The organism is Actinokineospora cianjurensis (assembly GCF_003663795.1).
In the GTDB taxonomy this organism is placed as follows: Bacteria; Actinomycetota; Actinomycetes; order Mycobacteriales; family Pseudonocardiaceae; genus Actinokineospora; species Actinokineospora terrae.
Genome location: NZ_RCDD01000001.1, coordinates 2,231,503 through 2,256,925 on the forward strand (window position 1 = coordinate 2,231,503; position 25,423 = coordinate 2,256,925).

Here is a 25,423-nt window from a genome sequence, read left to right on the forward strand (position 1 = left end):
CACCGAGCAGGCACCCGGCGGTGGGACTCGGGAGTCCCCGTCCGGCGCGGGATTGAGGGCAAGTCCCGCTTCGGCCGGGTCCGCTGGGTCGTCGAACTTGCTGACGGCACCATCGACGGGGATGACCGAGCACTCTCGTCGGGAAGTGATCAGCCATCGGTGGGCTGCCTCGTCAGAGGCGTTCGACGCGGTCGGCCTGTGGGCCCCGGTCGCTCTGGCGCACCGCGTACCGGACCCGGTCACCCTTCTGCAGCGGCTCCGACCCCATGATCACGGACACGTGGGCGAAGAGATCGTCGCCGCCCGCGTCCGGGGTGATGAAGCCGAAGCCGCGGTCGCCGTCGTAGCGCGCGACGACGCCCTCGCCGCCTCGTGCGGGCACGTCCCGCGCGGCAGGCCCCGCGGCCGCGGCAGGTGCCGACCGCTGCGGTGCCGTCTGGGGTTCGGCGCCCCGGACCAGGTGCACGTCGCGGGCCTGCGGGCCCTTGTCCCCACTGATCACCTCGTAGGCGACGCGGTCGCCCTCCGCGAGCCACGTCAGCCCCTCGGCCAGGTTCCGGGCGTGAACGAAGACGTCCCCGGCGCCGGAGTCGGGGTTGATGAAGCCGAAGCCCTTGTCCTCGTCGTACCAGGCCACCGTGCCGTCGGCACCGTCCGCGGTAGCAGTCGCGGCGGGCGAGCCTGCCCCTGCTCCCAGTGGGATCACGTGCCCGGCCTGCGGGCCGCGCTCGCCTTCGACGATCAGGAAGGCCACCCGCTGCCCCTCGGTGACCACGCCGCCGGTCACGATGGCGGAGCTGTGCACGAAGATGTCGGCGCCGCCGCCGTCCGGCGACGCGAAGCCGTACCCCTTGCCCGGCTCGTACCAGTTAACGGTGCCGAGCAGGCCCACGGCGCTGCCGGTGGCCGCATCGGCGGTGACGCGAACGCGCAGCGCCTGAGGCCCGCGGTCGTTCTCGCCGACCTCGAACACGACGGCCTGACCCTCGCGGAGCACTTTCGCGCCGCCGTCCTCGACGATCTCGGAAGCGTGCACGAACACGTCCGGCGAGCCGTCCTCGGGCGCGAGGAAGCCGAAGCCCCGTTCGGCGTCGAACCAACGGACGGTCCCTTGCGGCATCAAAGGCTCCAGGTCGAGAGGGCGGGCACTGGCCCCCAGTCTCTCTGACGGACTTCCGGTCCGTCGGGCCGGGCTCCACAGGCGGGCGGCGCGGAGCCAGGGGCGTACTTGCTTGCGCCTGCTCCCCGTGGCGAGGAATCGACACTGGTGGAGGACTGACCAGCGCGTCGTCCATCCGCCGCGGTGCGGTTCCTCGCTGCGTGTTCGCGGCGCAGGGCTAGCCTTAGGGGATGGCCCTGTCCTCGCTGCCCGAACCCCCCGCGGGGTCGGAGTCGTCCACATCGGACGATCCGGGTCCCGTCGTGGAGTGGTCAGGGCTGCCGGACCCGGTTCGCGGGCGGCTCGCCGAGTTGGCGGCGGAGGCGGTCGGGGCGTTGCCGAAGGTCGACGTGCCGCAGCAGTTGCGGGCGGTGGCGCGGTTCGCGCCAGCCAAGCGGGCGCGGCTCGGCGGGTCGGCGATCATCGCCTGCCTGCGGGACGTGCCCGGGTTCCGCACCGCCGTCGTGCAGTGGTGCCGCGACCACAAGCCCGCCGCGCTCGACCTCGGGGGAGACGACCCGGTGACGGTCGCGGCCGCGGCGGTGCTGCTCGGCGAGGAAACCGCGGTGCACTACCTGGAACTGGTGTCGCGGCGGGCGTCGGACTCGTCGCTGCGCGCGGAACGGGACGCCGCGGTCACCCGGTTGCGCAAGGTCGAGACCGAGCTGGAGCGGGTCAAGACCGAGCTGGCGTCCTCGAGCGGCGCCGCTGACAGCGTCCGCGCCGAGGGTGAGGTCGAGCTCGAGCGGCTGCGCAAGCGACTGCGGGAACAGGGCGCCCGGCTGCGCGCCGCGAAGGACGCCGCCGTCGCCGCTGAAGCCGCCGCCGAGACGATCCGGACCGAGGCGAACGCCGAGTTGGCCGTGTTGACCGAACAGCGCGACCGCGACCGTGAACGCGCCGAGAACGAACGCGCCCGCGCCGCCCGCGCCGAGGCCGACGCCGAGATCGCCCGCCAGTCCGCCCGCGAGGCCAGGCAGGCCGACGAGGTCCGACTGGCCCTCTTGGTCGACACTCTGGACGGCGCCGTCACCGGCCTGCGCCGCGAGCTAGCTCTAGGAGGCGGCGGCCCCCGTCCCGCCGACCTGGTGCGTGGGGCCACAGCAGCCCAAGGCGTCGTAGGACGTGTGGAGGACCCGGCAGCGCTAGAGCGGCTGTTGGCACTACCTGCCGTGCACGTGGTCGTCGACGGCTACAACGTCACCAAGACCGGCTACGCCGAACTGTCCCTGGCCGACCAACGCGACCGCCTCATCCGCCAACTCGCCTCCCTCGCCGCCCGCACCTCCGCCGAGGTCACCCTCGTCTTCGACGGCGCGGGCGTGGTCGCCGTCCCGGTCACCGCCCCCCGCGGCGTCCGCGTCCTGTTCAGCGACCCCGGCGTCCTCGCCGACGACGTCATCAAGGCCCTGGTCACCGCGGAACCCGAAGGCAGGCCCGTGGTAGTCGTCACCTCCGACCGAGCCGTAGCCGACGCGATTCGCAGGCGCGGCGCACACCCCGTGCCCTCCGCCGTCCTGCTCGCCAGGCTCGGCCGCGTGTAACCCCGTATGCGCTCGGCCCTCGCCCTCGGCGCGGCGGTGCTGCTCCTGGCAGCCCCGCCACACCACCCGGCGCCCGCGCAGCCCCAGATCGAAGCCGGGACGCTCTACTCGGCGCAAGTCAGGTCCGAGCGCGCACAGGCCGACCCGCCGCAGGTTGAGGCTGGGGTGGCGCCTGGCACTGTGCCGCCCGATACACGGCCAGGTGAGGCGTTCGCGGACTACAAGCCCGCCGCATCGCAGTGGCCCGCGACGGACGTCCGACGCGTGTTCGCCGCCCCCGCAGCGGCCGCGTCCCAGCAGCCCGCTGTCCAAGCGCACGCCAAGTCGTCGCAGCTCAGTGCCACGTTTGCCACCTACGGCGGAGCGTTCCAACAGCCTGTGGTCGAGCCGCAGGCCGAGCAGCGTGCGTCTGGGGTGAGGCCAGGCGGCATGCCGCTGGATGTGCGGCTGGGCGATGCTTTCGCTGCCCGGGTGGCCGCGTTCCAGCGACCTGCGGTGCGCGCACAGGCCGACCCGCCGCAGGTCGAGGCCGGAGTCGGGCCCGGGACCATGCCTCCCGATACACGGCCAGGGGAGGCGTTCGCCGATCCCAAGGTGGCGGCGTTGCAGCGGACCGCGACCGACGTCCAGCGTGAGCTCGCGACCCTCTCCCAGCTCGCGCACTCCGCCCAGGACGAGTTGGACAAGGCAAGTGCGCAGGTCACCGGGGCCACCACGCGCCGGGCCGAGGCCGATCGGGCCGTTGCCGAGCAGCAGGCCGAGGTCGACGCCTATACCTCCGCGCTCTACTCCACTCTTGGCAAGCCGGATGCCGTGCGCGTTCTGCTCACCGCGGGCAGCCCGGACGACTTCCTGGCGGGGAATTCCCTGGTCGGGCGGCTGCGGGCGGATCTTGACGCCCGGCTTGGGGCGGCTGTCGACCGGCAACGAGCGGCTGCGAAGGCCGAAAGCGACGCCCTCGGTGCGCAGCAGACGGCCAGTGAGCGCAGGGCGGAGCTGGACCGGCGCAGTGCGGACGCCTCCAACCGGGCCGCGGCGGTGTCGTCCGAGTTGCGCGGGAAGCTGGCGGACACCGATGCCGCCGTAGTCGCGTTGCAGAAAGCGCAGCTGGAGCGGAACACCACTACGGCAGCCAACTGGAAGGCTTACACCGACCGGCTCGCGGCGGCGAAGGTCGTGCTGCCGAAGGCCGCGGACCTGCGTGATCCCGACCATCTACCTGCCGGGCTGCTCCCGCTCGTTGGCACTAACGGTGCTCGTCAGCCGGGTGTGGCGCAGGTGGTCGTAGGTGGTGATCGGCTGTTGGTGCTCCCCGAGGAGACGCAGAAGGCGGTGACTCTAGCCGTCGGCGCGCTAGGGAAGCCCTATGTGCCGGGTATCGGTGGAGAAGGCCCGACCGCGTACTCCTGTGATGGACTTGTCCGTGCGGCTTATGCGTCGAGTGGCATATCCCTGCCCGGTGCCGTAGGTGAGCAGTACGGCGTTCTAGCACCGGTCACCGACCCTAGGCCCGGAGACGTCGTCTTCATCGGGCCCGCACGGCTCGGTGCGCAGAGCGTCGGGATCGTCCTGGATGAGAAGTCGATGCTCGTGGCCGACGCCAGGTTGGCCGGTGTGGTCGTGGCGGACCTACCTGGGGTCGACACCGTGCTGGGCTTCGGCAGGCCCTCCCTGGCGCTCCGAGACCCCCAAGCGGCACCCAAGGCCACCGACGGTGGGCTTACCTGGCGCTGCGGTGGGGTCCAGCTCCCAGCCCGGTCCGTGGGGGAGGCCGCCAGCGCCTGGGGTGGCTACCCGAACGGTCTTATCCCGCTCACGGCCCTCTGCCCGATCGGCGTCGGTAGTCACGCCCTGCGCTGCGACGCTGCTCAGGGCTACCAGGCCATGTCGGCGGCCTTCGGAGCCGTGTTCGGCCGCCCACTATGCGTCACAGACTCCTACCGGGCTTACACCGCGCAAGTGCAGCTCTACGCGGTCAAGCCCGCTTTGGCCGCCGTCCCCGGAACCAGCAACCACGGATGGGGACTGGCCGTCGACCTCTGCGGCGGCGTTCAGACCGCTGGCTCGGCCGAATACGCCTGGATGATCGCCAACGCCCCGGCGTTCGGCTGGTCGAACCCGCTTTGGGCCCGCCGGGGCGGCGGCCGGGAAGAACCCTGGCACTGGGAGTACGTGGCCGCCTAAGTCGCCATTGATCGACTCGTTTGGGGTAACTTCTCGAACAGGTGAGCGAAATTGTCGGTGCCCTCTCCTAATGTCGTCCTTGATCGACGGCACTGATCGACGGCTGGGGTATCGGAAGGGGATGGACCATGGTCATCGACTGCGACACCTGCGAGGTCCGCGGCGACGCGTGCAAGGAATGCGTGGTCACCGCCCTGCTCGGCGCGCCGCCCACGGTCGACCTCGACGAGCGCGAGTGCGCCGCCATCGACGCGCTGGCCAGCGCGGGCATGGTGCACCGGCTGCGGCTGATCCCGATCGAGAAGTCCGCCTGACGGACCCGACACGCCCGGGGTGAATCCGGCTCGCGGTGAGTGGTCGCTTCGCGCGCCGAGCGGTTTGGGCGATCTGCCACCTGCGGGTGAACTGCACTGTTGTCGTCATCACAGACGGCAGTCGGTACTGCTCCGTTGGTGTTTTCCGCCGGCTGGCAAACCTTTTTCGCCCTCGCCGGTGGACGCGTGGGCTTACTTTTCGTAACCTGTCCGAGATCTCGCGGCCCGCAGCCACCACCCCGAGGTGGCGACGCGAGATCGCCGCCGAATCGGCCCCCTCCCCGGGCTGAACCGGATTCCCCCACGGTGGGGCTGTCCTCGATCGGGCGCGTTGTGGCTGAGCTGTTGTGGCCCTGCCGCATGCGCCGACCCGGTCGGGTGGTCCCCGGTGCCTGGGCGCACCGGGTGATCGTGATCGGCCCCGTCGGCGGTGCGACAGACGAAGGAGTACGCGCGACGTGTCGTCGCATCGACTCAAACGTGCCAAGCGCGGTGCCCTGACGGTCACGGCCGTCATCGCCGTGGTCGCGTTCTCGCCGTCCCCAGCCTTCGCCCAGCCACCCGCGCCGCCGACCACCGCGAGCGAGGCGCTGGCGAAGTACCAGGAGCTCAACAAGCAGACCGAGAAGGTCAACGAGGACCTGCTCAAGGCCAAGACCGACCTGCAGGCCAAGCAGGTCGAGTTCGACAAGGCCACCAACGACGTCGCGCTCGCCGCGGCCAACGAGAAGCAGGCGCTGGCGCTGGAGGAGCAGTTCCGCGGCCAGGTCGACCTGCTGGCCAACGCCTCCTTCCAGGGCGCCAGGTTCAACAAGATCTCCGCGCTGCTGACCGGGTCGTCGGCCGACGACTTCCTCGAGCGGGCCTCCGCGCTCAACGTGCTCGCCGAGGACAACCAGGAAGCGCTGCAGAAGTACACGACGGCGGTCACCACCGCGGCCGACTCGCGCAAGCTCGCCGAGGACGGTCAGCGCAGGGCAGCCGAGGCCAAGGCCGCCGCGGAGAAGCTCGCCGTGGACGTGACCAAGACCCGCGACGACCTCGAGGCGCAGAAGCGGGTCGTGCAGGACGCCTACAGCAAGCTCTCCTCCAAGGAGAAGACCGACCTGCAGGGCCCCAAGGACGACGGTGTCTACCTCGCCCCCGCCGGTGCCGCCGGTCGGGCCATGGAGGTCGCCCTCGCCCAGCGCGGCAAGCCCTACGTGTGGGGTGCCGAGGGCCCGGGCAGCTACGACTGCTCCGGCCTGGTGCTCTACGCCTACGCCGCGGCCGGGGTCAGCCTCCCGCACTCCAGCCGCGCCCAGTACGGGTACGGCAAGTCGGTGTCGCGCAGCGAGCTGCAGCCCGGTGACCTGCTGTTCTACGGCAGCAGCGCGGGCTCGATCCACCACGTCGCGATGTACATCGGCGGCGGCAGGATCGTGCACGCCTCCACCTCGGGTGTCCCGGTGAAGACCGACACCGTCGAGGGCGGCGGCCGCGACTACTTCGGTGCTCGACGCATCGTCGGCTGAGTTGTCTTAGCGCGGACCCGGGGCCTTGGTCGGCCCCGGGTCCGTTCGTTTTCCCGCGTGAGCCGCCGCACGTGGTCGCCTCCCGGGGTCTGCCGCTCTAGGATTTGCCGGTGGCCACCAGGGCGAGGGCGAGAGCGTGGCTGAGTGCCGTGGTCGCCGCGCTGACCCTCGCCGGGCTCACCGTGGCGAGCCTGCCGCACGCGCCCGTCGAGCAACCGGGCCAGGTCGGGCAGGCCCAGCCGATGGGCGCCATCCCGCCGCCGAGCGAGTCCGAGCAGACCGCGGCCGTCGAGCGCGCCACCGCCGTCGACGACCTGCTGCACCGCCGCGCCACCGCCATGGTCAACCGGGACGAGGCCGCGTTCACCGCCACCCTCGACCCGCGGGCCGACCCGGCGTTCCTCACCGAGCAGCGCGCGCTGTTCGCCAACCTCGCCGACATCCCGCTCGACACCTGGTCCTACCTGCTCAGACCCGACGACACCCTGGACCTGACCACGCTCGCTGCGCCTGCCGCCGACCCGTCGGCCGAGCTGTGGGCGCCCGCGGTGGAGCTGCGCTACGGGCTGCGCGGCATCGACCAGATCCCCACCACCCGGCCGATGGGGTTCCTGTTCGCCAAGCGCGCGGACACCTGGTACCTGCGGTCCGACTCGGCGCTGACGGACCTGGGGCGGCGCAGTTGGCGTGGGCCGTGGGACTTCGGTCCTTGTGTGGTTACCCCTACCGTGCACGGGCTGGTGGTAGCGCACCGGGGGAGTCAACCGATGGTTGACCGTCTTGTGCGCGAGCTGGACTCTTCGGTTGCCGCGGTCAGTCAGGTGTGGGGGGACAACTGGCCTAAGAAGGTCGCGTTGATCCTGCCGGACAGCCCAGTGGAGATGCGTGCCCTGGTCGGGCCGGACTTCCCGGTCGAGTCCGTGGTGGCGGTAGCCATCGCCGATAGGGTCGACACCGCTCGTCATACCGCTACCGGGCAGCGGGTGGTCTTGAGCCCGACCGGCGCTAGAGCCTTGTCGGTGGCGTCGCTGCGGGTAGTCCTAAGACACGAGATCACCCACGTCGCCGCGCGCGCCGAGACCGTCGACGGGTCCCCGATGTGGCTGCTGGAGGGCTTCGCGGACTACGTCGGGTACCGCGACAGCGGGATAACTCTCGCCCAAGGTGCCCCTGACCTGGCCAAACGCGTCCGCGACTCGGGTCCGCCCGCCGCGCTGCCCGAGGATCGCGACTTCCGCGCCCGCGACCGCAGCCTGGACCTGGCGTACCAGCAGGCGTGGTCCATCGCCCGCTTCCTCGCCGACCGCTACGGCGAACCCCGCCTGGTCGACCTGTACCGCGAACTCGCGGGCGCGGGCCCCATCTCCGCCAGCGACACCGACGACCTCCTCCGCCGCGTCATCGGCGTCGACCGCGCGGGCCTGCTCAAGCAGTGGCAGTCCTACCTGCGCGCAACCCTGCGCTGACCGCCGCTAGGTTGGACGGGTGCGCAAGACCCTCCTGGTCACCAATGACTTCCCCCCGCGACCGGGGGGCATCCAGTCGTACCTGCACTCCTTCGCCAAGTGGCTCCCCGGCCAGGAACTGGTCGTCTACGCCCCGGCCTGGGACGGCGCGGAGACCTTCGACGCGGCCCAGCCGTTCACGGTGGTCCGCCACCCGGGCAAACTGATGCTGCCCACCCCCGCGGTGGCCCGCCGAGCCCGCGAGATCCTTCGCGCCGAAGGCTGCGACTCAGCCTGGTTCGGCGCGGCAGCCCCCCTGGCGCTACTCGCCCCGGTACTGCGCAAGGCAGGCGCCCGCCGGATCGTCGCCAGCACCCACGGCCACGAAGTCGGCTGGTCAATGCTGCCTGCAGCACGGCAGTCCTTGCGGCGCATCGGTTCTACGACCGACGTGGTGACTTATGTGAGCGGGTACACGCGCTCCCGGTTCGCGGCCGCTTTCGGTCCACAGGCGGCATTGGAGCTACTTCCGTCCGGTGTGGACACTGAGCTGTACCGACCGGACGCCGGTGCCAGGTCGTCGATTCGCTCGCGGCATGGATTGGGCGACCGGCCGGTGATCGTGTGCGTTTCCCGCCTGATGCCTCGCAAGGGGCAGGACGTGTTGATCCGGGCGTTGCCCGCTATTCGGTCGCGGATCCAGGACGCTGTGCTGCTGTTGGTGGGCGGGGGGCCTTACCGGTCGCGGCTGGAGAGTTTGGCCGCGCAGACCGGGGTTTCCTCGCACGTGGTGTTCACGGGGGCTGTGCCGTGGGAGGAACTACCCGCGCACTACGCGGCCGGGGACGTCTTCGCGATGCCGTGCCGGACGCACGGCAAGGGACTGGACGTCGAGGCGCTGGGGATCGTGTTCTTGGAGGCGGCTGCTACTGGGCTGCCGGTGATCGTGGGGGACTCGGGCGGGGCACCGGAGACGGTGCAGGACGGGAAGACCGGGCACGTGGTCGACGGACGCGCGGTGGCGGACATCGCTGCGCGGATCGTGGAACTGCTGGGAGATCCGTCACGCGCCGCGGAAATGGGCGCCGCAGGCCGAAAGTGGATGGAAATGGACTGGACCTGGACAGCCCGCGCCGCCCGCCTACGCCACCTCTTGGACGGCGAAACCGTCTACCGCTTCGGCGTCTGACGGTCCTGTGTGGACGGTAGAACTCGCTCGGCGGTACCAGGTCAGCCGTCCGAGCGGCGGAATGCCGCCGCCACATCCAGCGCCACCCGAGCCGCCCGCTGCGCTGCCTGGGTCTGCTTGTCCTTCTTGTTCAGGCCCATCTCCTCGTCACCGAGGTCGCTCACGCACTTGAGCATCGCCCCGCCCACGAACTCCTTCGCCTTGAACGCCTCCCAGACAGCGTGCAGCACCCCGTGCGCCTCGGTCTCCACCCCGCCCACGTCGGCGGACAGACCGAGCAACGACGACAAGAGCGAGCAGGCAGAGACGTCTGCCGGAGCGTGATCAGTCCAGCAGGTCGGTGTAAGGGGCCAAGACCGCCATGCCTTCGGCCAAGGCTGTGGTGGCGGCGGTTTTGGTGAGGGTGTGGAGTTCGGTCGCCAGGGCTGTAGCGGTCATGTGGCGTTGGGATGTGCCCAGGGTCAGGGCGATGAGTTTGCCTTCGAGGTTGACCGTTACCTCGATGCCGTGGGGGCCGCTTGCCGAGGCGGTGATGGCGTTGAGTTGTTGGGCGATGGTCATTGGACGCGCCAGGTTTCGGGGGGTTGGGGGGCGGGGGTGGGGAGGCCCAGGAGGGTTGGGTCTGCGCCGTTGAGGAGGTGGTGGATTCGGGTGTTGGCCTCGGCGGTGGCTTGGTCGATGACGGTGAGGATCACAGTGGCCAGGTCGGGGCGGCGGAGGGCGGAGGTGGTGATGGACAGGGAGGACAGGATGCCGCCGGGGTGGACGGTGGCTTCTACGCCGTGGGCGCGGGCTGTGGCTGTGGTGGTCATGATGGGTGCACGCCTCCGTAGAAGGTGTTGTGGGACAAGGTATGCGTGCGGCGGGCCACGGAGTCGCCCGCGTTTCCCTCGATGAGGGTTACCTTGTCGCCGTTGACCTTCTCGACGATGCCGATGTGGGTGCTGGTGGACGTGTTCTGGGGGCCGGTGCCGAACAGCAGTACGTCACCGGGTTTCGCGCGGCTGAGGTCGTGGTAGGCCAGGCCCTTCTTCTTGCCCCAGGTGAAAACGGCTCCGGTAAAGGGAAGCAGCGGGATGTTCACGCCCGCGCGTCGCCAGACCCAGGTGGCGAACGACGAGCACCACGGGGCGGCTGGGCCGTACTTGTTCGCGTTGCCAGGGCCTTCGTGGTATCCGAGCTGACTCGCGGCGACCTGGGTGATCCGATGCGCACCCCCAGCACCTGAACCGCCTGAACCACCCGAGCCGCCAGAGCCGCGCGAGTCACCAGAACCGCGCGAGCCGTCAGGACCGGCAGGCTTGGGCTGCTTGCGCGGCTCATGAAGCTCCCGCAGCCGGTGCGCCGCGTCCGCCAGCGCCACCTTCGTCTCCGCCACCTGCTTCGCCGACTCGCCCGTGTACTGCCGCACCAGGTCCGCGACTTCCCCCACCGCGCGCATCAACGCAGGCCGCTGCCCCACGGCCAACCCGGCGTCGAGGACCCGCACCGCCCGCTCGGTGTACTCGTCCAGCAACCGCACCACCGCCCCGTGCCCCGTGACCAACGCCTCCGCTGCCCCCGCCGTGATCACAGCCGCCTTCCCCGCGGCGTCCCCGGTCCCACGCAACGCCGACCGCGTACGGTCCGCGCGCCGCGAGAAGCCGTCCGCGTCACGCCCGACCCAGTCCGCCAGCACGGCGTGCGTGTCGTCCCGGTGCTTGACGCGGTGCTCGGTCAGTTCCGAGTGGACGGAAGCAAAAGATTGTCGTGCAAGGGAAGCGTCCTCGGCCTTTCCTGCCAACTGGTTGCGGTGCTCGACCATCGTGGCCGCGAAGTGCCGGGCGACCTGTCGTGTGTCCACTCGCTACACCAGCCGAGCCGCGTTGTCGCGGTCCTGGCGCCGGTGCTCGGCCCCGGCCCTGGCGACCGCGATCCCCAGCCGCTGCACCTCGTCCGCCGCGTCCCGCACCCGGTCGCGCAGGTCGACCGCGCAGTCGCGCACCGCGTCGGCGAACCCGGACTCCCGCCCGATCCACCCGAACCCGGTCCCGTCGACCTCGGCGAGGCCCCGCCCGCTGCGCCGCACGTCCTCGGCCATCGCGTCGGCTTGCCTGCCGTACCGCGCCAACGCCCCCGGGTCGACCGCGAGACCACCGCCCAACTCGCCGCTGATCAGCCCGACCACGTCATGCTCGTCCATCCCGACCTCCTCGCCCCAACCCTCGCCGCCCCCGCGCCCGGCCGGAACCACCCGTGCACAGGTGATCACGACGGCTGCACACCCGGGCTAGCTGTAGAGGGTCGTCACCTCGGCCGCGCGGGTCTTCAGGATGGCCTCGCGGCGCAGTTTCAGGCTGGGCGTCAGCTCGCCCGCCGACTCGGTGAAGTCGTCGCGGAGCAGGACGAACCGGCGGATGCCCTCGGCGCGCGAGACCAGCGCGTTCGCGGCGTCGACGGCCTTGCGGACCTCCGCGCGCAGACCGGGGTCGTCGGTGGACAGGCGGCTCCAGCCGCGGGTGTTGAGCTCGTCGTGGTCGAGGGTGATCAGCGCGGCGATGTAGGGCTGCCGGTCGCCGACCACCAGGCACTGGCTCACCAGCGGGTGGCGGCGGACCGCGTCCTCCAGCACCCCGGGGGCGACGTTCTTGCCGCCCGCGGTCACGATGATCTCCTTCTTGCGGCCGGTGATCCGCAGGAACCCGTCGTCGTCGATGGCGCCGAGGTCGCCGGTGTGCAGCCAGCCGTCGACCAGCGCGTCGGAGGTGGCCGCCGGGTTGTTCCAGTACCCCGGCGAGACCATGTCCCCGCGCAGCACGACCTCGCCGTCGTCGAGCACCCGCGCGGTGGCACCGGCGACCGGCCGCCCGACCGTCCCGACCCTGGTCGCGTCCTCGGTGTTGACGCAGATCGCGGCCGCCGTCTCGGTCAGCCCGTACCCCTCGTACACCGGGATCCCGGCGCCGCGGAAGAAGTGCGCCAGGTGCTCGCCCAGTGGCGCCCCGCCGGAGATCGCCGCCCGGCAGCGGCCACCCAGCGCCGCGCGGATCCTGGCGAGCACCAGCCGGTCGGCGACGACGTGCTTGGCCAGCAGCAGCAGCGACCCCGGGGCGCGGCTGTACTCGACGGCGACCCGCTCGGCCACGTCGAACACCTGCCCCAGCCCGTTCGCCGCCGCGCGCTGCCTGGCCGTGGCGTGCAGCTTCTCGAACACCCGCGGCACCGCGACCACGAACGTCGGCCGGAACGAGCGCAGGTCGTCGGTGAGGGTCTTGACGTCCGGCAGGTGCCCCAGCGTCGTGCGGCCGAGCACGCAGGCCAGCGCGATGGTGCGGGCGAACACGTGCGCCAGCGGCAGGAAGACCAGCATCGAGTTGCCCGGCCGCAGCAGCGTGGGGAACGCGGCGAGGTCGGCGCGGGCCTGGGCGAGCAGGTTGCGGTGGGTCAGCACCACGCCCTTGGGGCGGCCGGTGGTGCCGGAGGTGTAGACGAGGGTGGCGGTGTCCGCGGCCAGGGGAGTGCGCACCGCGTCGTCGGCCACGTCCGCGCCGAGGCCGGTGAGCTCGTCGATCGCGGAACCGTCGAGCTGCCAGATCCAGTCGACCTCGGGCAGCCGGTCGACGACGCCCTCGACCACCGCCCGGTGCGCCGCCGTCTCCACGACCACGGCCCTGGCGCCGGAGTCGGCCAGGATCCAGGACACCTGCTCGACCGAGGACGTCTCGTACACCGGGACGGTCACGCAGCCCGCCGCCCAGATCGCGAAGTCGAGCAGCGTCCACTCGTAGCGCGTCCGCGACACCAGCGCGACCCGGTCACCGGGCGCCAGACCGGCCGCGACCAGGCCCCTGGCGACGGCGCGGACGTGCGCGGCGAAGTCGGCGGCGGTCACGTCCACCCACGTGCCGCCCAGCCGCCTGCGCAGCGCGACCGCGTCGGGGAAGCGCTCCGCGTTCGACCAGACCATGTCGGTGAGGTTCTCCGCGTCGGTGACCGCGGCCGTCCTCGGCACCCCGTACTCCCGCACACCGACCTCCTGGCTCGCCGCGCTGGACCGTAGCGGGTGGTGGGTCGCCCGCCACGACCACCGTGGCATGCTGCGCTGGTGCCGCAAGTCGACGTGGTGGACGAGACGTTCCTCGCCGTGCCGCCGCCCGCGGTGGCCGCGGTGTTCGCGGACCCCGCCGCGTGGCCCCGGTTCTGGCCCGACCTGCGCCTGGACGTGTACGCCGACCGGGGCGCGGAGGGGCTGCGCTGGACCGTGCGCGGCGCGCTGGTGGGCACCATGGAGGTCTGGCTGGAGGCCGTGCTCGACGGCACCCTCGTGCACTACTTCCTGCGCGCCGACACCCCCGGCCCGCTCACCCCGCGCCGCCTCGCCGCCGAACGCACCCGCCGCCAACTCACCGCCAAGCGGGTGGCGCTGGGCCTGAAGTCGGCCCTGGAGGCAGGGCGGGCCCCCGGGGTGGCCCCCGACCCCGCGTAACCTGGTCGCCGTGCGGGTCCATGTGGTGTCCGATGTGCACGGCAACGCCGAGGCGCTGGCGCGAGCGGGCGAGGGAGCCGACGCCCTCCTCGTCCTCGGCGACCTCATCGACTTCGTCGACTACCACGACCACTCCGGCGGCATCATGGGCCGCGTCTTCGGCCCCGACCGAGTAGCCGTCTTCGCCCAACTCCGCCGCGAACGCAAACACGACGCCGCCGCAGGCTACGCCCGCAGCCTCTGGGAGGGGTTGTCGGACGCCGCTTCGGTTGTGGAAGAGGCAGTGCGCAGCCAGTACAAGGAACTTTTCGCGGCCATGACGGCGCCTACGTTCGCGACCCCGGGGAATGTCGACCAGCCCGCATTGTGGCCCGAGTTCGTTGGCGACGGGGTGCGGGTGCTGGACGGGGAAAGCGTGGATATCGGGGGACTGCGGTTCGGGTTCGTGGGGGGTGCATTGTTGCCGCCGGGAGTGGTGCCTCGGCGGGGGTCGGTGTTCCGGCCCTATTTGCGCACTGTTGAGGATTTCGACGCGGGAGTGGCTGCTTTGGGGGCGGTTGACGTGTTGTGCAGCCATGCGCCGCCTGATTTACCCGAGCTGACTTATGACGTGTTGGCCCGGCGGGCGGAGATCGGGTCTGGGGGGTTGCTGCGGGCCATTGTGGAGCATCGGCCTCGGTGGGCGGTGTTTGGGCACGTGCACCAGCCGTTGGCGGCTCGGGTGCGGGTGGGGTGGACTGAGTGCGCCAATGTGGGGCACTTTCAGCGGACTGGGCGGGCTTATGTGCTGCGGTGGTGAGGTTGTGCACAGGGGGGTGGATCGGTCTGCCCGGTTTGTCGGTGCTGCTCGGTAAGCTGTGTATCGGGGGGTGCTGTGGCGGGTTTGATCTTGGGCTGAGGGGTGTCCGGCTCTCGTGCTCGCCTGCGGCGTCGACGGAACCGCCTCGCCTTCGGCATTGGCCGGGGCGCGATTTAAGTGACAAGCTCGATGGGGCGAACTTGTTTTGCGCGGGGCCCCTACGACTCCCGGGCAGAACCACAAAGCAGGGGCCCAAGAGCAGGCCCTGCCACGGTGAGCGACGCTACGGGTGCCGTCCCCCCACACAAAACAAGTCCGCCCCATCGAGCCGGCTTGGCACCAGCGGATCCGAGGAGCGGTGGTCGGCCAACGTTGTAGAGGGGCACGTTGGACGAATGCTGTAGAGAGGCACGTTGGGCCAACGTCTGAGAAGGGCATGTTGGGCTAGGGCCCGGAAAGGACACGTTGGGCAACGCCCGAGAAGGACACGTTGGAGCAACGCCGGTGAGGGGCGTGTGGGGGCCAACGCGTGAGAGGTGCACGGTTGGGCCAACGATCGTGAGGGCCGGGTGGTGGGCCAACGTCGTAGAGGGGCGCGTGGTCGGCCGACGTGGTTTTGGGGGCGCGTGGGGGCCAACGATCGTGGAGGCCGGGTGGAGGCCACCGTCGCTGGGTTTTCACCCGGCTTGGACCGGCCGCTATGGGCCGGCGGTCGTTCAGCCCGGGGACTTGTCCACAACCCCGGCAACCATCCACAGCCCCCGGTCGAGCCCTATTGACAGATCGGCGGGGGCGATAGGTTCAGAGATGGGGCCCCGGGCCCCGGGAGGGTGGGCCCCCGGAGCGGAGTTGATCTTGAGCTGGCAGTGGGCAGCGCGGCTGGCGGTGGGGGTTGTTGGGGTGAGCGGGGGTGTGGGGGAGTGGTGGGGGGCTGCGGTGCGTTGGGGTAGGGGCGGGGTGGGGTACCGGGTAGCCTGCCGGGCATGGCCGATGAGTCCACGCAGTCGATTGTTGTCGAGGCGCCGCCGGAGAGGGTTATGGCGGTGATCGCGGACTTTCCGGCGTACCCGGAGTGGGCGAAGGCGTTCACCACGGCCGAGGTCGTGGCCGCCGGGGCTGATGGGCGGGCCGAGCAGGTCGCGTTCAGCCTGGAGTCCGGGCCGTTCAAGGACACCTACACGTTGGCCTACCAGTGGTCGGCCGACGGGCTGGTGGTCGACTGGTCGCTGGTGAAGGGGCAGATGCAGCGGTCGCAGAACGGGCGGTACGCGCTGACCCCGGACGGGGCGCGGACCACGGTCACCTACACCCTGTCCGTGCAGCTCGCGGTCCCGATGATCGGCCTGTTCCGGCGCAAGGCGGAGAAGATGATCATGGATACCGCGCTCAAGGAGCTCAAGCGCCGCGTCGAGCAGGGCTGAGTGCGGGTACTGCTGTTCACCGGGAAGGGCGGGGTCGGCAAGACCACCCTCGCCGCGGCCACCGCCGCCCTGCTCGCCAGTCGCGGGCAGCGGACGCTGGTGGTCTCCACCGACCCGGCGCACTCCCTCGCCGACGCGCTGGCCGTCCCGCTCGGGCCGCGACCCTCCCCAGTGGACACCGCGCTGCACGCCGCGCACATCGACGCCAGGACCCTGGTCGACCACTCGTGGCCCGCGCTGCGCGAGCACCTCGGCCGGTTCGCCGCCGGGCTCGGGCTGGCCGCGGTGGACGCGGAGGAACTGACCGTCCTCCCCGGCGTCGACGAGATGCTCGCCCTCACCGAGGTCGCACGGCTCGCGCGCACCGGCGAGTGGGACGTGGTGGTCGTCGACTGCGGGCCCACCGCGGAGACCCTGCGCCTGCTCGCCCTGCCCGAGGCCATCGCGGCCTACCTGGACCGGGCCCGGGCGCGCCTGGTCGCCGACCTCCGCGCGGTCGCCGCCATCGCCGGTGACCTCGCCGGGCACCTGGCCGACCTGCGGTCCCTGCTCACCGACCCCGCCACGACCGGCGTCCGGCTCGTGTTCACCCCGGAACGCCTGGTGGCCGCCGAGACCCGCCGCACCCTGGCCGCCCTCGCGCTGCGCGACATCCACGTCGACGCCCTGATCGCGAACCGGCTCGTGCCGCGCGCCCGCCGTTGGCACGGACCGGCCGCGGCGTGGCTGCGCGCCCGTCGGTCCGAACAGGACGCTGTGCTGTCCGAACTGGACACGGGCTCGGTTCCGCTGCACCTGGTGGAACACCTGGCCCACGAACCCGTCGGCAGCACCGCCCTGCTGGACCTCGCCACCCACCTCTACGGCGACACCGACCCCCTCACCACCCGCCCGCCGGGCCCACCGCTGCTGTCGATCACCCCCGACGGCCAGGACCACCTCCTCCGCCTCGCCCTGCCCCTGCCGGAAACCGCCACCGTCGACCTGGCCCGCATCGGCGACGACCTGGCCATCACCATCGACGGCGTCCGCAGGCTGATAACCCTCCCCGCCCTCCTCCGCCCCCACACCATCACCGACGCCGAGTCCGACCCCACCGGCCTCCTCGTCCGCTTCGCCCCGGAGCACCCATGACCGCCCAGTGCCTCGCGCCCCGCCCGCGGGTCGGCCCCGCCGACTCTCGGCGGGCGGCCGAGTTTGACGTTGTGCGGCGAACGGTTTCGCCGCCTGCTCCGCGCCACGACCATATTGCCGCGCCGGATCTCGCTGGCCACCTCGTCCGCTTCGCCCCGGAGCGGTCATGAGCGCGCAGGAGCCGGGAACGCGGTTGGCGGAGGAGATCGCGCTGCTCCTTTCCCTGGCAGCGGAGCGGGTGGGGCCCTGGTTGGACCGCGTGGCCGGGGAGAGCAGCACCTCGCCTTGTGAGGCGTGTCCGGTTTGCGCGGTGATCGCCTTGGTGCGGGGCGAGCCGAATGAGTTGGCGGCCAAGGGGGTTGAGCGGTTGGCCGATGTGGTGGCGTTGCTGCGGGCGGTGTTGGCGGATCGGTGGGAGCCGGGGGAGCCGCACATGCCGGGGTTCCGGCCGGAGCCGCCTGCCAACGGGCGGGTTCAGCGGATTCCGGTTCGTCGGGCGGGAGCAGCCGGTGACGACGATCGGGGTTGATGTCGGCGGGACCAGTGTCCGCGCGGGAGTCGTGGACGACGCGGGCGTGGTGCTGGCCACGGCGCACGGGTCCAGCCGAGAAGACGTGGACGACGAGATCTGCCGGGTGGTCGGGGAACTCCGGGCCGAGCACGCGGTGATCGCCGTGGGCCTCGCGGTCGCCGGGTTCGTCGCGTCGGACCGCAGGACCGTCCTGTTCGCGCCGCACCTGCCCTGGCGGGCGAGCGCGGTGGCCGATCGGCTGGCGCAGCGGATCGGCCTGCCGGTCGTCCTGGAGCACGACGCGAACGCCGCCGCGGTGGCCGAGTACCGGTTCGGCGGCCTGCGCGGCGCCCGGGTCGGTCTCCTCGTCGCCCTCGGGACCGGCATCGGCGCGGCACTGCTGATCGACGGCTCGGTCTACCGGGGCGCGTTCGGAGTCGCCCCGGAACTCGGCCACCTGCGCCTGGTACCCGACGGCCGGGAGTGTCCGTGCGGCAAGCGCGGGTGCTGGGAGCGGTACTGCTCGGGCACCGCCCTGGCCGCCACCGCGCGGGACATGGGCGCCGCCGAGTCGACCGGCCGCGAGGTCGCACAGGCCGCACGCGCGGGCGACCCGCTCGCGTTGGCCGCCGTGGACGAGATGGCCCGCTGGCTCGGCGACGGACTCGCGCTGGTCGCCGACGTCTACGACCCGGAAGTGGTGGTCATCGGCGGTGGCGTCTCCGGGTCGGCCGACCTGTACTTGGACAAGGCGGTCGACCGGTACCGCGCGCTGATGACCGGCACCGGGCACCGGCCGGTGGCGCGGGTGGTGCGCGCGCAACGCGGGGACGAGGCGGGCATGGTCGGCGCGGCGGCGCTGGCGGCGGGTTGGGTAGGCGGGGCCGGCCGCGTGGGCTGACCGGACGGGTTGGTCGGGCGGGTCGAGCAGGTGGCAGGGACGGTTGCGGGTGGCCAAGGTCGATCAGTCCGACGCGGTCGCCCTGGCGCAGGTAACCGGCGGCGCGGACGGCGGTGTTCAGGCTGCCGCCCGGGCGGACCTGCACGCCGGGCGTCGAGGTGGGTTGGCCGGTCGGGTTGATCAGGCGGGTTGGCCGGGTGGGTTGTGCAGGCGGGTTGATGGGGCGGGTAGTGCGGGCAGCCTGAGCAGGGCTGATGTTCAGCAGGCTTAGCTTCGAGTTGTGAGCCCGCCCGACCTGGGGTGGACTGGTGCCATGGTCACCCGTTCGAAGGACTGGCTCGCCCTCGTCGGCTTCCTCGTGCTGAGCTACGGGGTCGCCGCGCTCGGGTCGCTCGCCACGCTGGACAACGTCCGCGGCTGGTACGCGACCGCCGACAAACCCTGGTTCACCCCGCCGAACTGGCTGTTCGGTCCGGTGTGGACGGTCCTCTACGGCCTGATCGCCGTCGCCGCCTGGCTGGTCTGGCGCCGCCGCGACCGCGAACCGGGACGCGTCAAGGCCGCCCTGGTCATCTGGGGTGTGCAGCTCGCGCTCAACCTCGCCTGGACCCCGGCGTTCTTCGCGCTGCGCTGGCTGTGGCCCGCGTTCGCGGTGATCCTCCTGCTCGACGTCGCCGTGGTCGCCACCATCGTGCGGTTTCGCCAGGTCCGACCGCTCGCGGCGTGGCTGCTGGTGCCCTACCTGGCCTGGATCCTGTTCGCCTCCGCGCTCAACGCGGGCGTCGCCGCGCTGAACTGAAGAGCTGAAACTCCGCTCGCGCCCGTCTAAGGTGCGGCCATGGACGAACTGCTCTGGGCCGGGGCCGACGCCCAGGTACGGGCGTTGCGCGACGGCTGGACCACCGCGCCCGAGCTGCTGGAGTCGGTGTTGCGGCGGGCGGACGACCTTGCCGGGACGCTCAACATCTTCCGCACCGTCTATGCCGAGTGCGCACGGGAGGAGGCCAAGGCCGCCCAGCGCCGCATCGATGCTGGTGAGCGGCTTCCGTTGCTCGGCGTGCCGGTCGCGGTGAAGGACGACCTCGACGTCGCGGGCGACTTCACCGCGCAGGGCGGGCGACCCCAGTTCCCGGTGGCCGAAAAGGACAGTGCGGCCGTCGCACTGCTGCGCGCGGCGGGGGCCGTGATCATCGGCCACACCCGCACGCCGGAACGGTGCCTGTGGCCGTTCACCGAGTCCAAGACCGCGGGCGCCACCCGCAACCCGTGGCACCCGGCGCACACCCCGGGCGGCTCCTCCGGTGGTTCGGCCGCCGCGATCGCCGCGGGCATCGTCGGCGCCGCCACCGGCTCGGACGGCGGCGGGTCCATCCGCATCCCGGCCGCCGCGTGCGGCGTGTTCGCCCTCAAGACCAGCCGCGGCCTCGTCCCCACCGCACCGCGTCCCGCCGAGGGCTGGCAGGGGCTGTCCACGATCGGGCCGATGGGCCGCAAGGTCGCCGACGCTGCCCTGGTGCTCGACGCGCTCGCCGACACCCGCGGCTACCGCGCCGCCGCCGACGCCGTCCCCGAGCCCACCAGGGTCGCGCTGTCGTGGCGCACCCCGCTCGGCGTCCCGACCCTCGCCCCCGCCTGGCGCCGCGCCGTGCTCGACGCCGCCGACACGCTGCGCTCGCTCGGCCACCGCGTCGTCGAGGCCGACCCGCCGCTCGGCGCGCGGCCGACGCCGCAGTTCGTGATCCGCTACCTGCGCGGGGTCGCCGAGGACGTCGCCCGGCTGCCGCACCCGCGGTGGCTGGAGGCGCGGACCAGGCACATCGCCGCGATCGGCAGCCGCGTGCCGGACCGGGTGCTGCGCTGGGCCAGGGCCGCGGAGGCCGACCTGCACGCCAGGATGGCCGGGTTCCTCACCCACCACGACGTGATCTTGCAGCCGTCGTGGACCCGCACGCCGCCGGAGGTCGGGCTGTTCCGCGGTAGCAACGTGATCGCCACCTGGCTCGGGGTCACCGCCCGCATCCCGTACTTCCCGACCTGGAACGTCCTCGGGTACCCGGTCGCCGCGCTGCCGGTCGGGCACGACGGCCGCGGCCTGCCGGTCGGCGTCCAGCTGATCGCGCCGCCAGGGTCGGAGAAGCTGCTGCTGTCGCTGTCCGCGCAGGTCGAGGGCGTCCGGCCGTGGGCGCACCGGCGACCCGCGTTGTGAGCACCGTCGAGGAGCGGATGCGCCGCCGCCACGGCGACTCCGTGCTGCCCTGGCTCGCCGACCTGCCCCGCCTGCTCGACCGGCTGGCGGCCGACTGGGGCCTCGCGCTGGGCGAGGCGTTCGCCGACGGCAACTCCGGGGTGGCGCTGCGGGTCAGCCGGGACGGGACGCCGCTGGTGCTGAAGGTCTCGCCGGACGCCGAGGTGCTGGGAACCCAGGTGCGGCTGATGCGGTTGTACGGCCGGACCGCGCCCACGATCCACGCTGAGGCCAAGGGCGCTGTCCTGATGGAGTACGTCGACGGCGTCGCCCGCTGGCCGGAGCCGGACTGCTTCGCCGCGCTCTTACGCGACCTGCACGCTGTGCCCGACCCGGCCAGGCACGCCCGCGCCGACCTGGCGACCGGTGTGGCTAACTTCTTCCCCCGCTTCACCCCCACTGGCCCGGTGACCGCGGGCCTCTTACTCCGCGCCCGCGCTCTTACCGACGAACTCGTCGCCACGCAAGGCACACCGGTGCTGCTGCACGGTGATCTGCACCGCGACAACCTGCTCGACGCCGGACCGCGGGGCGTGGTGGCGATCGACCCGGCGGGCACCCTGGGCGAGGCCGAATTCGACGCGGTGGATTACGTTCTCGGTCAATCGGACGTCCGCGTGCGATTAGCGGACCTGGTTTCCGTGACGTCGCTCTCCTCCGCGCGCCTGGAACGCTGGTGCCTGGCGTTGGCACCCTTGATCGCAATTGGCCTGCTGCGCCGGGGTGAGCCAATAGACCACCTGGTCGGATTTCTGGATGATCTTGAGATCGCCGGAGGTGGTCACTGAGCGTCAGGTCGCGCGGACGTTCTGGCTGGTCGCGGTCGCGGGTCGTCACCACGGTGGGGTGACAGGTGCCAGGGGGCGGATGGGGTTGCGCCGCGCCGGACCGGGGTGCAATTCGGCCGGGCCGGGGTGTTACGCATTTCCGCCGGGGAGAAGGGCCGGTGAAATATTTCGTCCCGCCGCCCAACCCGGTGGACCGAACTCGTAGTCTGGTGAGGTGAACTGGACCGTCGACGTGCCGGTGGACACCCTCCCGGAACTGCCACCGCTGCCGCCCGCATTGCGCACCCGACTCGACGACGCCCTGTCCCTGCCCGCGGCGCAGCAGCCGGAGTGGCCAGACGGCGAACAGGTGCGCCAGGTGCGCACGCTGCTCGAGAGCGTCCCGCCGATCACCGTGCCCGCCGAGATCGACCGGCTGCACCGGCGGCTGGCCGAGGTCGCCCACGGCCGGGCCTTCCTGCTGCAAGGCGGCGACTGCGCCGAGACCTTCGCCGACAACACCGAGCCGCACATCCGCGGCAACATCCGCACGCTGCTGCAGATGGCCGTCGTGCTCACCTACGGCGCCAGCCTGCCGGTGGTCAAGGTCGGCCGCATCGCCGGGCAGTACGCCAAGCCCCGCTCGGCCAAGAACGACGCCCTCGGCCTCCCGGTCTACCGCGGCGACATCGTCAACTCCCTGGTCGCCACGCCCGAGGCCAGGATCCCCGACCCGTCCAGGATGATCCGCGCCTACGCCAACGCGGGCGCCGCGATGAACCTGCTGCGCGCGCTGACCGGCGCGGGCATGGCGGACCTGACCATGGTCCACGACTGGAACCGCGACTTCGTCCGCACCTCACCGGCCGGTGAGCGCTACGAGGCGCTGGCCACCGAGATCGACCGCGGCCTGCGCTTCATGCAAGCCTGCGGCGTCGAGGACTCCTCCCTGCACAGCGTCGAGGTGTACGCCAGCCACGAGGCGCTGCTGCTCGACTACGAGCGCGCCCTGCTGCGGATGGACAACGCGGGCCCCGACGCCAAGCTCTACGACCTCTCTGCCCACTTCCTCTGGATCGGCGAACGCACCCGCCAACTCGACGGCGCCCACATCGCCTTCGCCGAACTGCTCTCCAACCCGATCGGCCTCAAGATCGGCCCGACCACCACCCCGGAGATGGCGGTCGAGTACGTCCACCGCCTCGACCCGCGCAACGAACCCGGCCGCCTGACCCTCATCAGCCGCATGGGCAACGGCAAGGTCCGCGAGGTCCTGCCCGCCATCGTGGAGAAGGTCGAGGCATCGGGCCACCGCGTCATCTGGCAGTGCGACCCCATGCACGGCAACACCCACGAGTCGTCCACCGGCTACAAGACCCGCCACTTCGACCGGATCGTGGACGAGGTCCAGGGCTTCTTCGAGGTCCACCGCAGGCTGGGGACGCACCCGGGTGGCATCCACGTGGAGCTCACCGGGGAGGACGTCACCGAGTGCCTTGGCGGCGCCCAGGAGATCTCGGACGCCGACCTGTCGGGTCGCTACGAGACGGCGTGCGACCCCCGGTTGAACACGCAGCAGTCGCTGGAGTTGGCGTTCTTGGTCGCGGAGATGCTGCGCTCCTGATTTCTCTTTGTTGTCGAGGCGGTGTCCCTTGCTTGATGGGGCACCGCCTCTTTTTTGTCCATTTGCCTGCCGGTGGACACGTGTGCCGCGGGTGGACGTGAACCGCCCGGAAAGTTGACGAAATCCCGGCCTGGCTCCGAATTCCCCGCGTGTGTGGGATGGTTGCCGTGCGAATCCACCGCAGGGGAATGAGGAGTGCGATCATGACCAAGGGGATAATCCGAACCACAGTCGCCGCAGCCGCGACCGTGGCGTTCGCGGCCATCAGCGTGACACCCGCCTCGGCGGCGACGGCGCGCAACGGGATCTGCGAGGTGGGGGAGTTCTGCCTGTACTGGGGCCAGAACAGGAGCGGGTCGGTCTCCGACTTCGCCACCTCCATCCCGAACTACGGCGACAACCAACCCACCTGCTACGAGTACAAGACCCCCAACCTGCCGGGCTACGGCCTGTGCGTGAAGAACAACGCGACCTCGGCGTGGAACCGACGCTCGTCCACGGTCACGGTGTACTTCAACAGCAACTACGGCGGCGCGTCCGACCCGGTGGGGGCTGGGCAGGCTCGCGATCTTGCTAGCACTTATGCCAATAACGCGTCGCATTTGTTGTAGGGCTGGCGATTGGGGTTGGTGTCGCCTTCGGGTGGGCCGGGGTCTGCGTGGCTGTTGCGGTGTCGGTTGACCGGCGCGGGTTGATCTTGTGGCCCTGCCGCGTGGACGACGCTACGGGTACTGCTCCCCCACACAAAACAAGTCCGCCCCATCGAGCCGGCCTGGCACCAGCGGATCCGAGGAGCGGTTGTCGGCCAACGCCTGAGAGGGGCGCGTGGGGGCCAACGATCGTGAGGGCCGGGTGGAGGCCAAGTTGTTAGGGGCGCGTGGTTGGCCAACGATCGTGAAGGCCGGGTGGGCTGGGGAGTTTGGGGTGGGGGCTAGCTAGACCTGTGCGCCGTTGTCGTCGTCTGAAGGGGGTGGGGATTTGCGGGCTCGGAGGAGGAGTAGGGCTATGCCTGCGGCCAAACCGACCAACGCTGTGGGGGTGGTGATCCTGGCGTCCCAGTTGAGGATGCTGGAGAGGGTCAGCAGGGCCACGCCGGCGATCATCAGGGCGATGGCGATGACGGTCATGGGGCGCAGGCGGGGCAGTGGCGGGGGTTCGGGGGGTTCGTAGTGCTCGTCGTTGTTGTCGTTGGACCAGTCGATCTCGGTGTCGTGGGTGCGCCAGGTCGAGGCGGGGAGGGCGGCGGGGGTGTCCGGTGGGGGTTCCGGGGCGGCGCGGTCCAGGTCGGGGATGTCGCGGCCTACGCCTTCGCGTTCCAGGTCGGCGACGATCTGGGCGAAGGCGGCGTCGACGTCTTCCGGTCCGTCGCCTGGGCGGCCTTTCACTGGGGATCACCTGCCCGGTCGGCACGCACCCGCCGGACGAACTCGACGCTGCGGTCGAAGATGACCGGCGCGTCGTGGTCGAGGGTGGCGACGTGGTAGCTGTTGTCCAGGACGACCTCGGTGACGTCGCGGCTGGAGATGCCAGCCAGCACCGCGGCCGCGTTCTCCGGCTCCACGACGTGGTCGACCGCCGAGCGCAGCAGCAGCACCGGCTGGTCGACCCTGGGCAGGTCCCGGCGCACCGTCCCCCACAGCTTGGCCAGACTCGCCAGCGCGCGCAACGGTGTCCTCGAGTACGCCTGCTCACTGACCCCGGGCTTGGCGATGTCGTCGCTGATCGGCGCGACCGACGGCACGACCCGCGACAGCACCGGCAGCAGCCGCGCCGCGGGCCGGGTGGTCAGCACCGACGGGTTCACCACCACCAGCCCCGCCACCTCGGACCCGTGCTCCTGGGCCAACCGCAGGCACAGCGCCCCGCCCATGGACAGGCCGAAGACGAACACGCTCGCGCACCGCGCCGTCAACTCCGCCAGCGACGACTCCAGTTCGGCGTACCACTGCGGCCAGGTCGTGCGGTTCATCTCCCGCCAGTGCGTCCCGTGGCCGGGCAGCAGGGGCAGCCGCACGCTGAACCCCTCCGCGACCAGCCGGTCCGCCCAGGGGCGCATGCTCACCGGCGAACCGGTGAAGCCGTGGCTGAGCAGCACGCCGACCTCGGACGAGCCGTCGTGTGCGAAGCGCAGGCCATGGTCGAGCGCAGGCACCTCGCGCCCCTCCTATGATCTTCACCGGCGAGCGTGGGACACGGCCATCGTCGCA

26 protein-coding genes are annotated in these 25,423 nt (G+C 71.5%); 17 read left to right on the forward strand and 9 right to left on the reverse strand.

The annotated features are described in order from the left end of the window. Nucleotides 1-172: 172 nt before the first annotated feature. On the reverse strand, nucleotides 173-1,120 hold the full coding sequence (locus CLV68_RS35980; protein WP_121390120.1) for a cold-shock protein: 948 nt from the start codon (nucleotides 1,118-1,120) through the stop codon (nucleotides 173-175). A 230-nt stretch (nucleotides 1,121-1,350) separates the two neighbouring features. Between CLV68_RS35980 and CLV68_RS10205 the strand changes: the two genes are divergently transcribed. The 6 genes from CLV68_RS10205 to CLV68_RS10230 all read left to right on the forward strand — a co-directional run bounded on the left by CLV68_RS10205 (nucleotide 1,351) and on the right by CLV68_RS10230 (nucleotide 9,349). Next, nucleotides 1,351-2,703 carry an NYN domain-containing protein gene (locus CLV68_RS10205; RefSeq protein WP_121390121.1) on the forward strand — a complete coding sequence of 451 codons (1,353 nt, stop codon included), beginning with the start codon at nucleotides 1,351-1,353 and terminating at the stop codon, nucleotides 2,701-2,703. A gap of 6 nt (nucleotides 2,704-2,709) precedes the next feature. Further along, nucleotides 2,710-4,887: a D-alanyl-D-alanine carboxypeptidase family protein gene (locus CLV68_RS10210; RefSeq protein WP_246009747.1), complete on the forward strand. Its 2,178-nt coding sequence runs from the start codon at nucleotides 2,710-2,712 to the stop codon at nucleotides 4,885-4,887. Between the two features lie 128 nt (nucleotides 4,888-5,015). Beyond that, nucleotides 5,016-5,201, forward strand: a complete 186-nt coding sequence (locus CLV68_RS10215; RefSeq protein WP_092775543.1) for a hypothetical protein — start codon at nucleotides 5,016-5,018, stop codon at nucleotides 5,199-5,201. 458 nt (nucleotides 5,202-5,659) lie between these two features. Then, entirely contained in the window at nucleotides 5,660-6,715 is a 1,056-nt protein-coding gene (locus tag CLV68_RS10220) for a C40 family peptidase (RefSeq protein WP_121390122.1), read from the forward strand. A 110-nt stretch (nucleotides 6,716-6,825) separates the two neighbouring features. Then, nucleotides 6,826-8,181 (forward strand): peptidase MA family metallohydrolase, encoded by a 1,356-nt coding sequence (locus CLV68_RS10225; protein WP_246009748.1) that lies wholly within the window; start codon nucleotides 6,826-6,828, stop codon nucleotides 8,179-8,181. Between the two features lie 19 nt (nucleotides 8,182-8,200). After that, nucleotides 8,201-9,349 carry a glycosyltransferase family 4 protein gene (locus CLV68_RS10230; protein WP_121390123.1) on the forward strand — a complete coding sequence of 383 codons (1,149 nt, stop codon included), beginning with the start codon at nucleotides 8,201-8,203 and terminating at the stop codon, nucleotides 9,347-9,349. 41 nt (nucleotides 9,350-9,390) lie between these two features. On the opposite strand, the gene CLV68_RS10235 is transcribed toward CLV68_RS10230, so the two are convergent. The 6 genes from CLV68_RS10235 to CLV68_RS10260 form a co-directional block, all read right to left on the reverse strand. Then, the gene (locus CLV68_RS10235; RefSeq protein ID WP_121390124.1) at nucleotides 9,391-9,639 is read right to left on the reverse strand and encodes a hypothetical protein; all 249 of its coding nucleotides are present in this window, start codon (nucleotides 9,637-9,639) and stop codon (nucleotides 9,391-9,393) included. Between the two features lie 34 nt (nucleotides 9,640-9,673). Next, nucleotides 9,674-9,910, reverse strand: coding sequence for a hypothetical protein (locus tag CLV68_RS10240; RefSeq protein WP_121390125.1), 237 nt, complete (start codon nucleotides 9,908-9,910; stop codon nucleotides 9,674-9,676). Beyond that, nucleotides 9,907-10,161 (reverse strand): hypothetical protein, encoded by a 255-nt coding sequence (locus CLV68_RS33790; RefSeq protein ID WP_170224191.1) that lies wholly within the window; start codon nucleotides 10,159-10,161, stop codon nucleotides 9,907-9,909. Before CLV68_RS33790 ends, CLV68_RS10240 begins: the two co-directional genes overlap by 4 nt. Further along, nucleotides 10,158-11,192 carry a C40 family peptidase gene (locus CLV68_RS10250; RefSeq protein ID WP_211346456.1) on the reverse strand — a complete coding sequence of 345 codons (1,035 nt, stop codon included), beginning with the start codon at nucleotides 11,190-11,192 and terminating at the stop codon, nucleotides 10,158-10,160. The genes CLV68_RS33790 and CLV68_RS10250 overlap by 4 nt, the downstream gene beginning before the upstream one ends. A gap of 3 nt (nucleotides 11,193-11,195) precedes the next feature. Further along, nucleotides 11,196-11,531: a hypothetical protein gene (locus tag CLV68_RS10255; RefSeq protein ID WP_121390126.1), complete on the reverse strand. Its 336-nt coding sequence runs from the start codon at nucleotides 11,529-11,531 to the stop codon at nucleotides 11,196-11,198. 87 nt (nucleotides 11,532-11,618) lie between these two features. After that, entirely contained in the window at nucleotides 11,619-13,355 is a 1,737-nt protein-coding gene (locus tag CLV68_RS10260; RefSeq protein WP_211346457.1) for an AMP-dependent synthetase/ligase, read from the reverse strand. Nucleotides 13,356-13,433: 78 nt separating this feature from the next. Between CLV68_RS10260 and CLV68_RS10265 the strand changes: the two genes are divergently transcribed. The 11 genes from CLV68_RS10265 to CLV68_RS10315 all read left to right on the forward strand — a co-directional run bounded on the left by CLV68_RS10265 (nucleotide 13,434) and on the right by CLV68_RS10315 (nucleotide 23,827). Next, the gene (locus tag CLV68_RS10265) at nucleotides 13,434-13,814 is read left to right on the forward strand and encodes a polyketide cyclase / dehydrase and lipid transport (RefSeq protein ID WP_121390128.1); all 381 of its coding nucleotides are present in this window, start codon (nucleotides 13,434-13,436) and stop codon (nucleotides 13,812-13,814) included. Nucleotides 13,815-13,824: 10 nt separating this feature from the next. Further along, nucleotides 13,825-14,613 (forward strand): metallophosphoesterase family protein, encoded by a 789-nt coding sequence (locus tag CLV68_RS10270; RefSeq protein ID WP_121390129.1) that lies wholly within the window; start codon nucleotides 13,825-13,827, stop codon nucleotides 14,611-14,613. A 983-nt stretch (nucleotides 14,614-15,596) separates the two neighbouring features. Next, on the forward strand, nucleotides 15,597-16,034 hold the full coding sequence (locus CLV68_RS10275; protein ID WP_121390130.1) for an SRPBCC family protein: 438 nt from the start codon (nucleotides 15,597-15,599) through the stop codon (nucleotides 16,032-16,034). Further along, the gene (locus CLV68_RS10280) at nucleotides 16,035-17,168 is read left to right on the forward strand and encodes an ArsA family ATPase (RefSeq protein WP_121390131.1); all 1,134 of its coding nucleotides are present in this window, start codon (nucleotides 16,035-16,037) and stop codon (nucleotides 17,166-17,168) included. A gap of 166 nt (nucleotides 17,169-17,334) precedes the next feature. Continuing rightward, nucleotides 17,335-17,697: a hypothetical protein gene (locus tag CLV68_RS10285; RefSeq protein WP_121390132.1), complete on the forward strand. Its 363-nt coding sequence runs from the start codon at nucleotides 17,335-17,337 to the stop codon at nucleotides 17,695-17,697. Next, on the forward strand, nucleotides 17,678-18,580 hold the full coding sequence (locus CLV68_RS10290; RefSeq protein ID WP_121390133.1) for an ROK family protein: 903 nt from the start codon (nucleotides 17,678-17,680) through the stop codon (nucleotides 18,578-18,580). The genes CLV68_RS10285 and CLV68_RS10290 overlap by 20 nt, the downstream gene beginning before the upstream one ends. Before the next feature lie 313 nt (nucleotides 18,581-18,893). Next, nucleotides 18,894-19,379 (forward strand): TspO/MBR family protein, encoded by a 486-nt coding sequence (locus CLV68_RS10295; RefSeq protein ID WP_121390134.1) that lies wholly within the window; start codon nucleotides 18,894-18,896, stop codon nucleotides 19,377-19,379. A 39-nt stretch (nucleotides 19,380-19,418) separates the two neighbouring features. Next, nucleotides 19,419-20,786 (forward strand): amidase family protein, encoded by a 1,368-nt coding sequence (locus CLV68_RS10300; RefSeq protein ID WP_121390135.1) that lies wholly within the window; start codon nucleotides 19,419-19,421, stop codon nucleotides 20,784-20,786. Continuing rightward, the gene (locus tag CLV68_RS10305; protein WP_147459932.1) at nucleotides 20,783-21,613 is read left to right on the forward strand and encodes an aminoglycoside phosphotransferase family protein; all 831 of its coding nucleotides are present in this window, start codon (nucleotides 20,783-20,785) and stop codon (nucleotides 21,611-21,613) included. The genes CLV68_RS10300 and CLV68_RS10305 overlap by 4 nt, the downstream gene beginning before the upstream one ends. A gap of 214 nt (nucleotides 21,614-21,827) precedes the next feature. Continuing rightward, the gene (locus CLV68_RS10310; protein ID WP_121390137.1) at nucleotides 21,828-23,216 is read left to right on the forward strand and encodes a class II 3-deoxy-7-phosphoheptulonate synthase; all 1,389 of its coding nucleotides are present in this window, start codon (nucleotides 21,828-21,830) and stop codon (nucleotides 23,214-23,216) included. Between the two features lie 203 nt (nucleotides 23,217-23,419). Beyond that, nucleotides 23,420-23,827: a peptidase inhibitor family I36 protein gene (locus tag CLV68_RS10315; RefSeq protein ID WP_246009749.1), complete on the forward strand. Its 408-nt coding sequence runs from the start codon at nucleotides 23,420-23,422 to the stop codon at nucleotides 23,825-23,827. A gap of 324 nt (nucleotides 23,828-24,151) precedes the next feature. On the opposite strand, the gene CLV68_RS10320 is transcribed toward CLV68_RS10315, so the two are convergent. Both CLV68_RS10320 and CLV68_RS10325 read right to left on the reverse strand, forming a co-directional pair. Then, nucleotides 24,152-24,601: a hypothetical protein gene (locus CLV68_RS10320; protein ID WP_121390139.1), complete on the reverse strand. Its 450-nt coding sequence runs from the start codon at nucleotides 24,599-24,601 to the stop codon at nucleotides 24,152-24,154. Then, nucleotides 24,598-25,368, reverse strand: coding sequence for an alpha/beta hydrolase (locus CLV68_RS10325; RefSeq protein ID WP_246009750.1), 771 nt, complete (start codon nucleotides 25,366-25,368; stop codon nucleotides 24,598-24,600). The genes CLV68_RS10320 and CLV68_RS10325 overlap by 4 nt, the downstream gene beginning before the upstream one ends. Between the last annotated feature and the right edge of the window lie 55 nt (nucleotides 25,369-25,423).

Excerpts from the sequence above, each read along its gene's own strand:
- CLV68_RS10240 (WP_121390125.1), bottom strand. The coding sequence starts at position 9,910 with ATGACCATCGCCCAACAACTCAACGCCATCACCGCCTCGGCAAGCGGC.
- CLV68_RS10315 (WP_246009749.1), top strand. The coding sequence starts at position 23,420 with ATGACCAAGGGGATAATCCGAACCACAGTCGCCGCAGCCGCGACCGTG.
- CLV68_RS10295 (WP_121390134.1), top strand. The coding sequence starts at position 18,894 with ATGGTCACCCGTTCGAAGGACTGGCTCGCCCTCGTCGGCTTCCTCGTG.
- CLV68_RS10285 (WP_121390132.1), top strand. The coding sequence starts at position 17,335 with ATGAGCGCGCAGGAGCCGGGAACGCGGTTGGCGGAGGAGATCGCGCTG.
- CLV68_RS10255 (WP_121390126.1), bottom strand. The coding sequence starts at position 11,531 with ATGGACGAGCATGACGTGGTCGGGCTGATCAGCGGCGAGTTGGGCGGT.
- CLV68_RS10300 (WP_121390135.1), top strand. The coding sequence starts at position 19,419 with ATGGACGAACTGCTCTGGGCCGGGGCCGACGCCCAGGTACGGGCGTTG.
- CLV68_RS10275 (WP_121390130.1), top strand. The coding sequence starts at position 15,597 with ATGGCCGATGAGTCCACGCAGTCGATTGTTGTCGAGGCGCCGCCGGAG.
- CLV68_RS10215 (WP_092775543.1), top strand. The coding sequence starts at position 5,016 with ATGGTCATCGACTGCGACACCTGCGAGGTCCGCGGCGACGCGTGCAAG.
- CLV68_RS10210 (WP_246009747.1), top strand. The coding sequence starts at position 2,710 with ATGCGCTCGGCCCTCGCCCTCGGCGCGGCGGTGCTGCTCCTGGCAGCC.
- CLV68_RS35980 (WP_121390120.1), bottom strand. The coding sequence starts at position 1,120 with ATGCCGCAAGGGACCGTCCGTTGGTTCGACGCCGAACGGGGCTTCGGC.
- CLV68_RS10205 (WP_121390121.1), top strand. The coding sequence starts at position 1,351 with ATGGCCCTGTCCTCGCTGCCCGAACCCCCCGCGGGGTCGGAGTCGTCC.
- CLV68_RS33790 (WP_170224191.1), bottom strand. The coding sequence starts at position 10,161 with ATGACCACCACAGCCACAGCCCGCGCCCACGGCGTAGAAGCCACCGTC.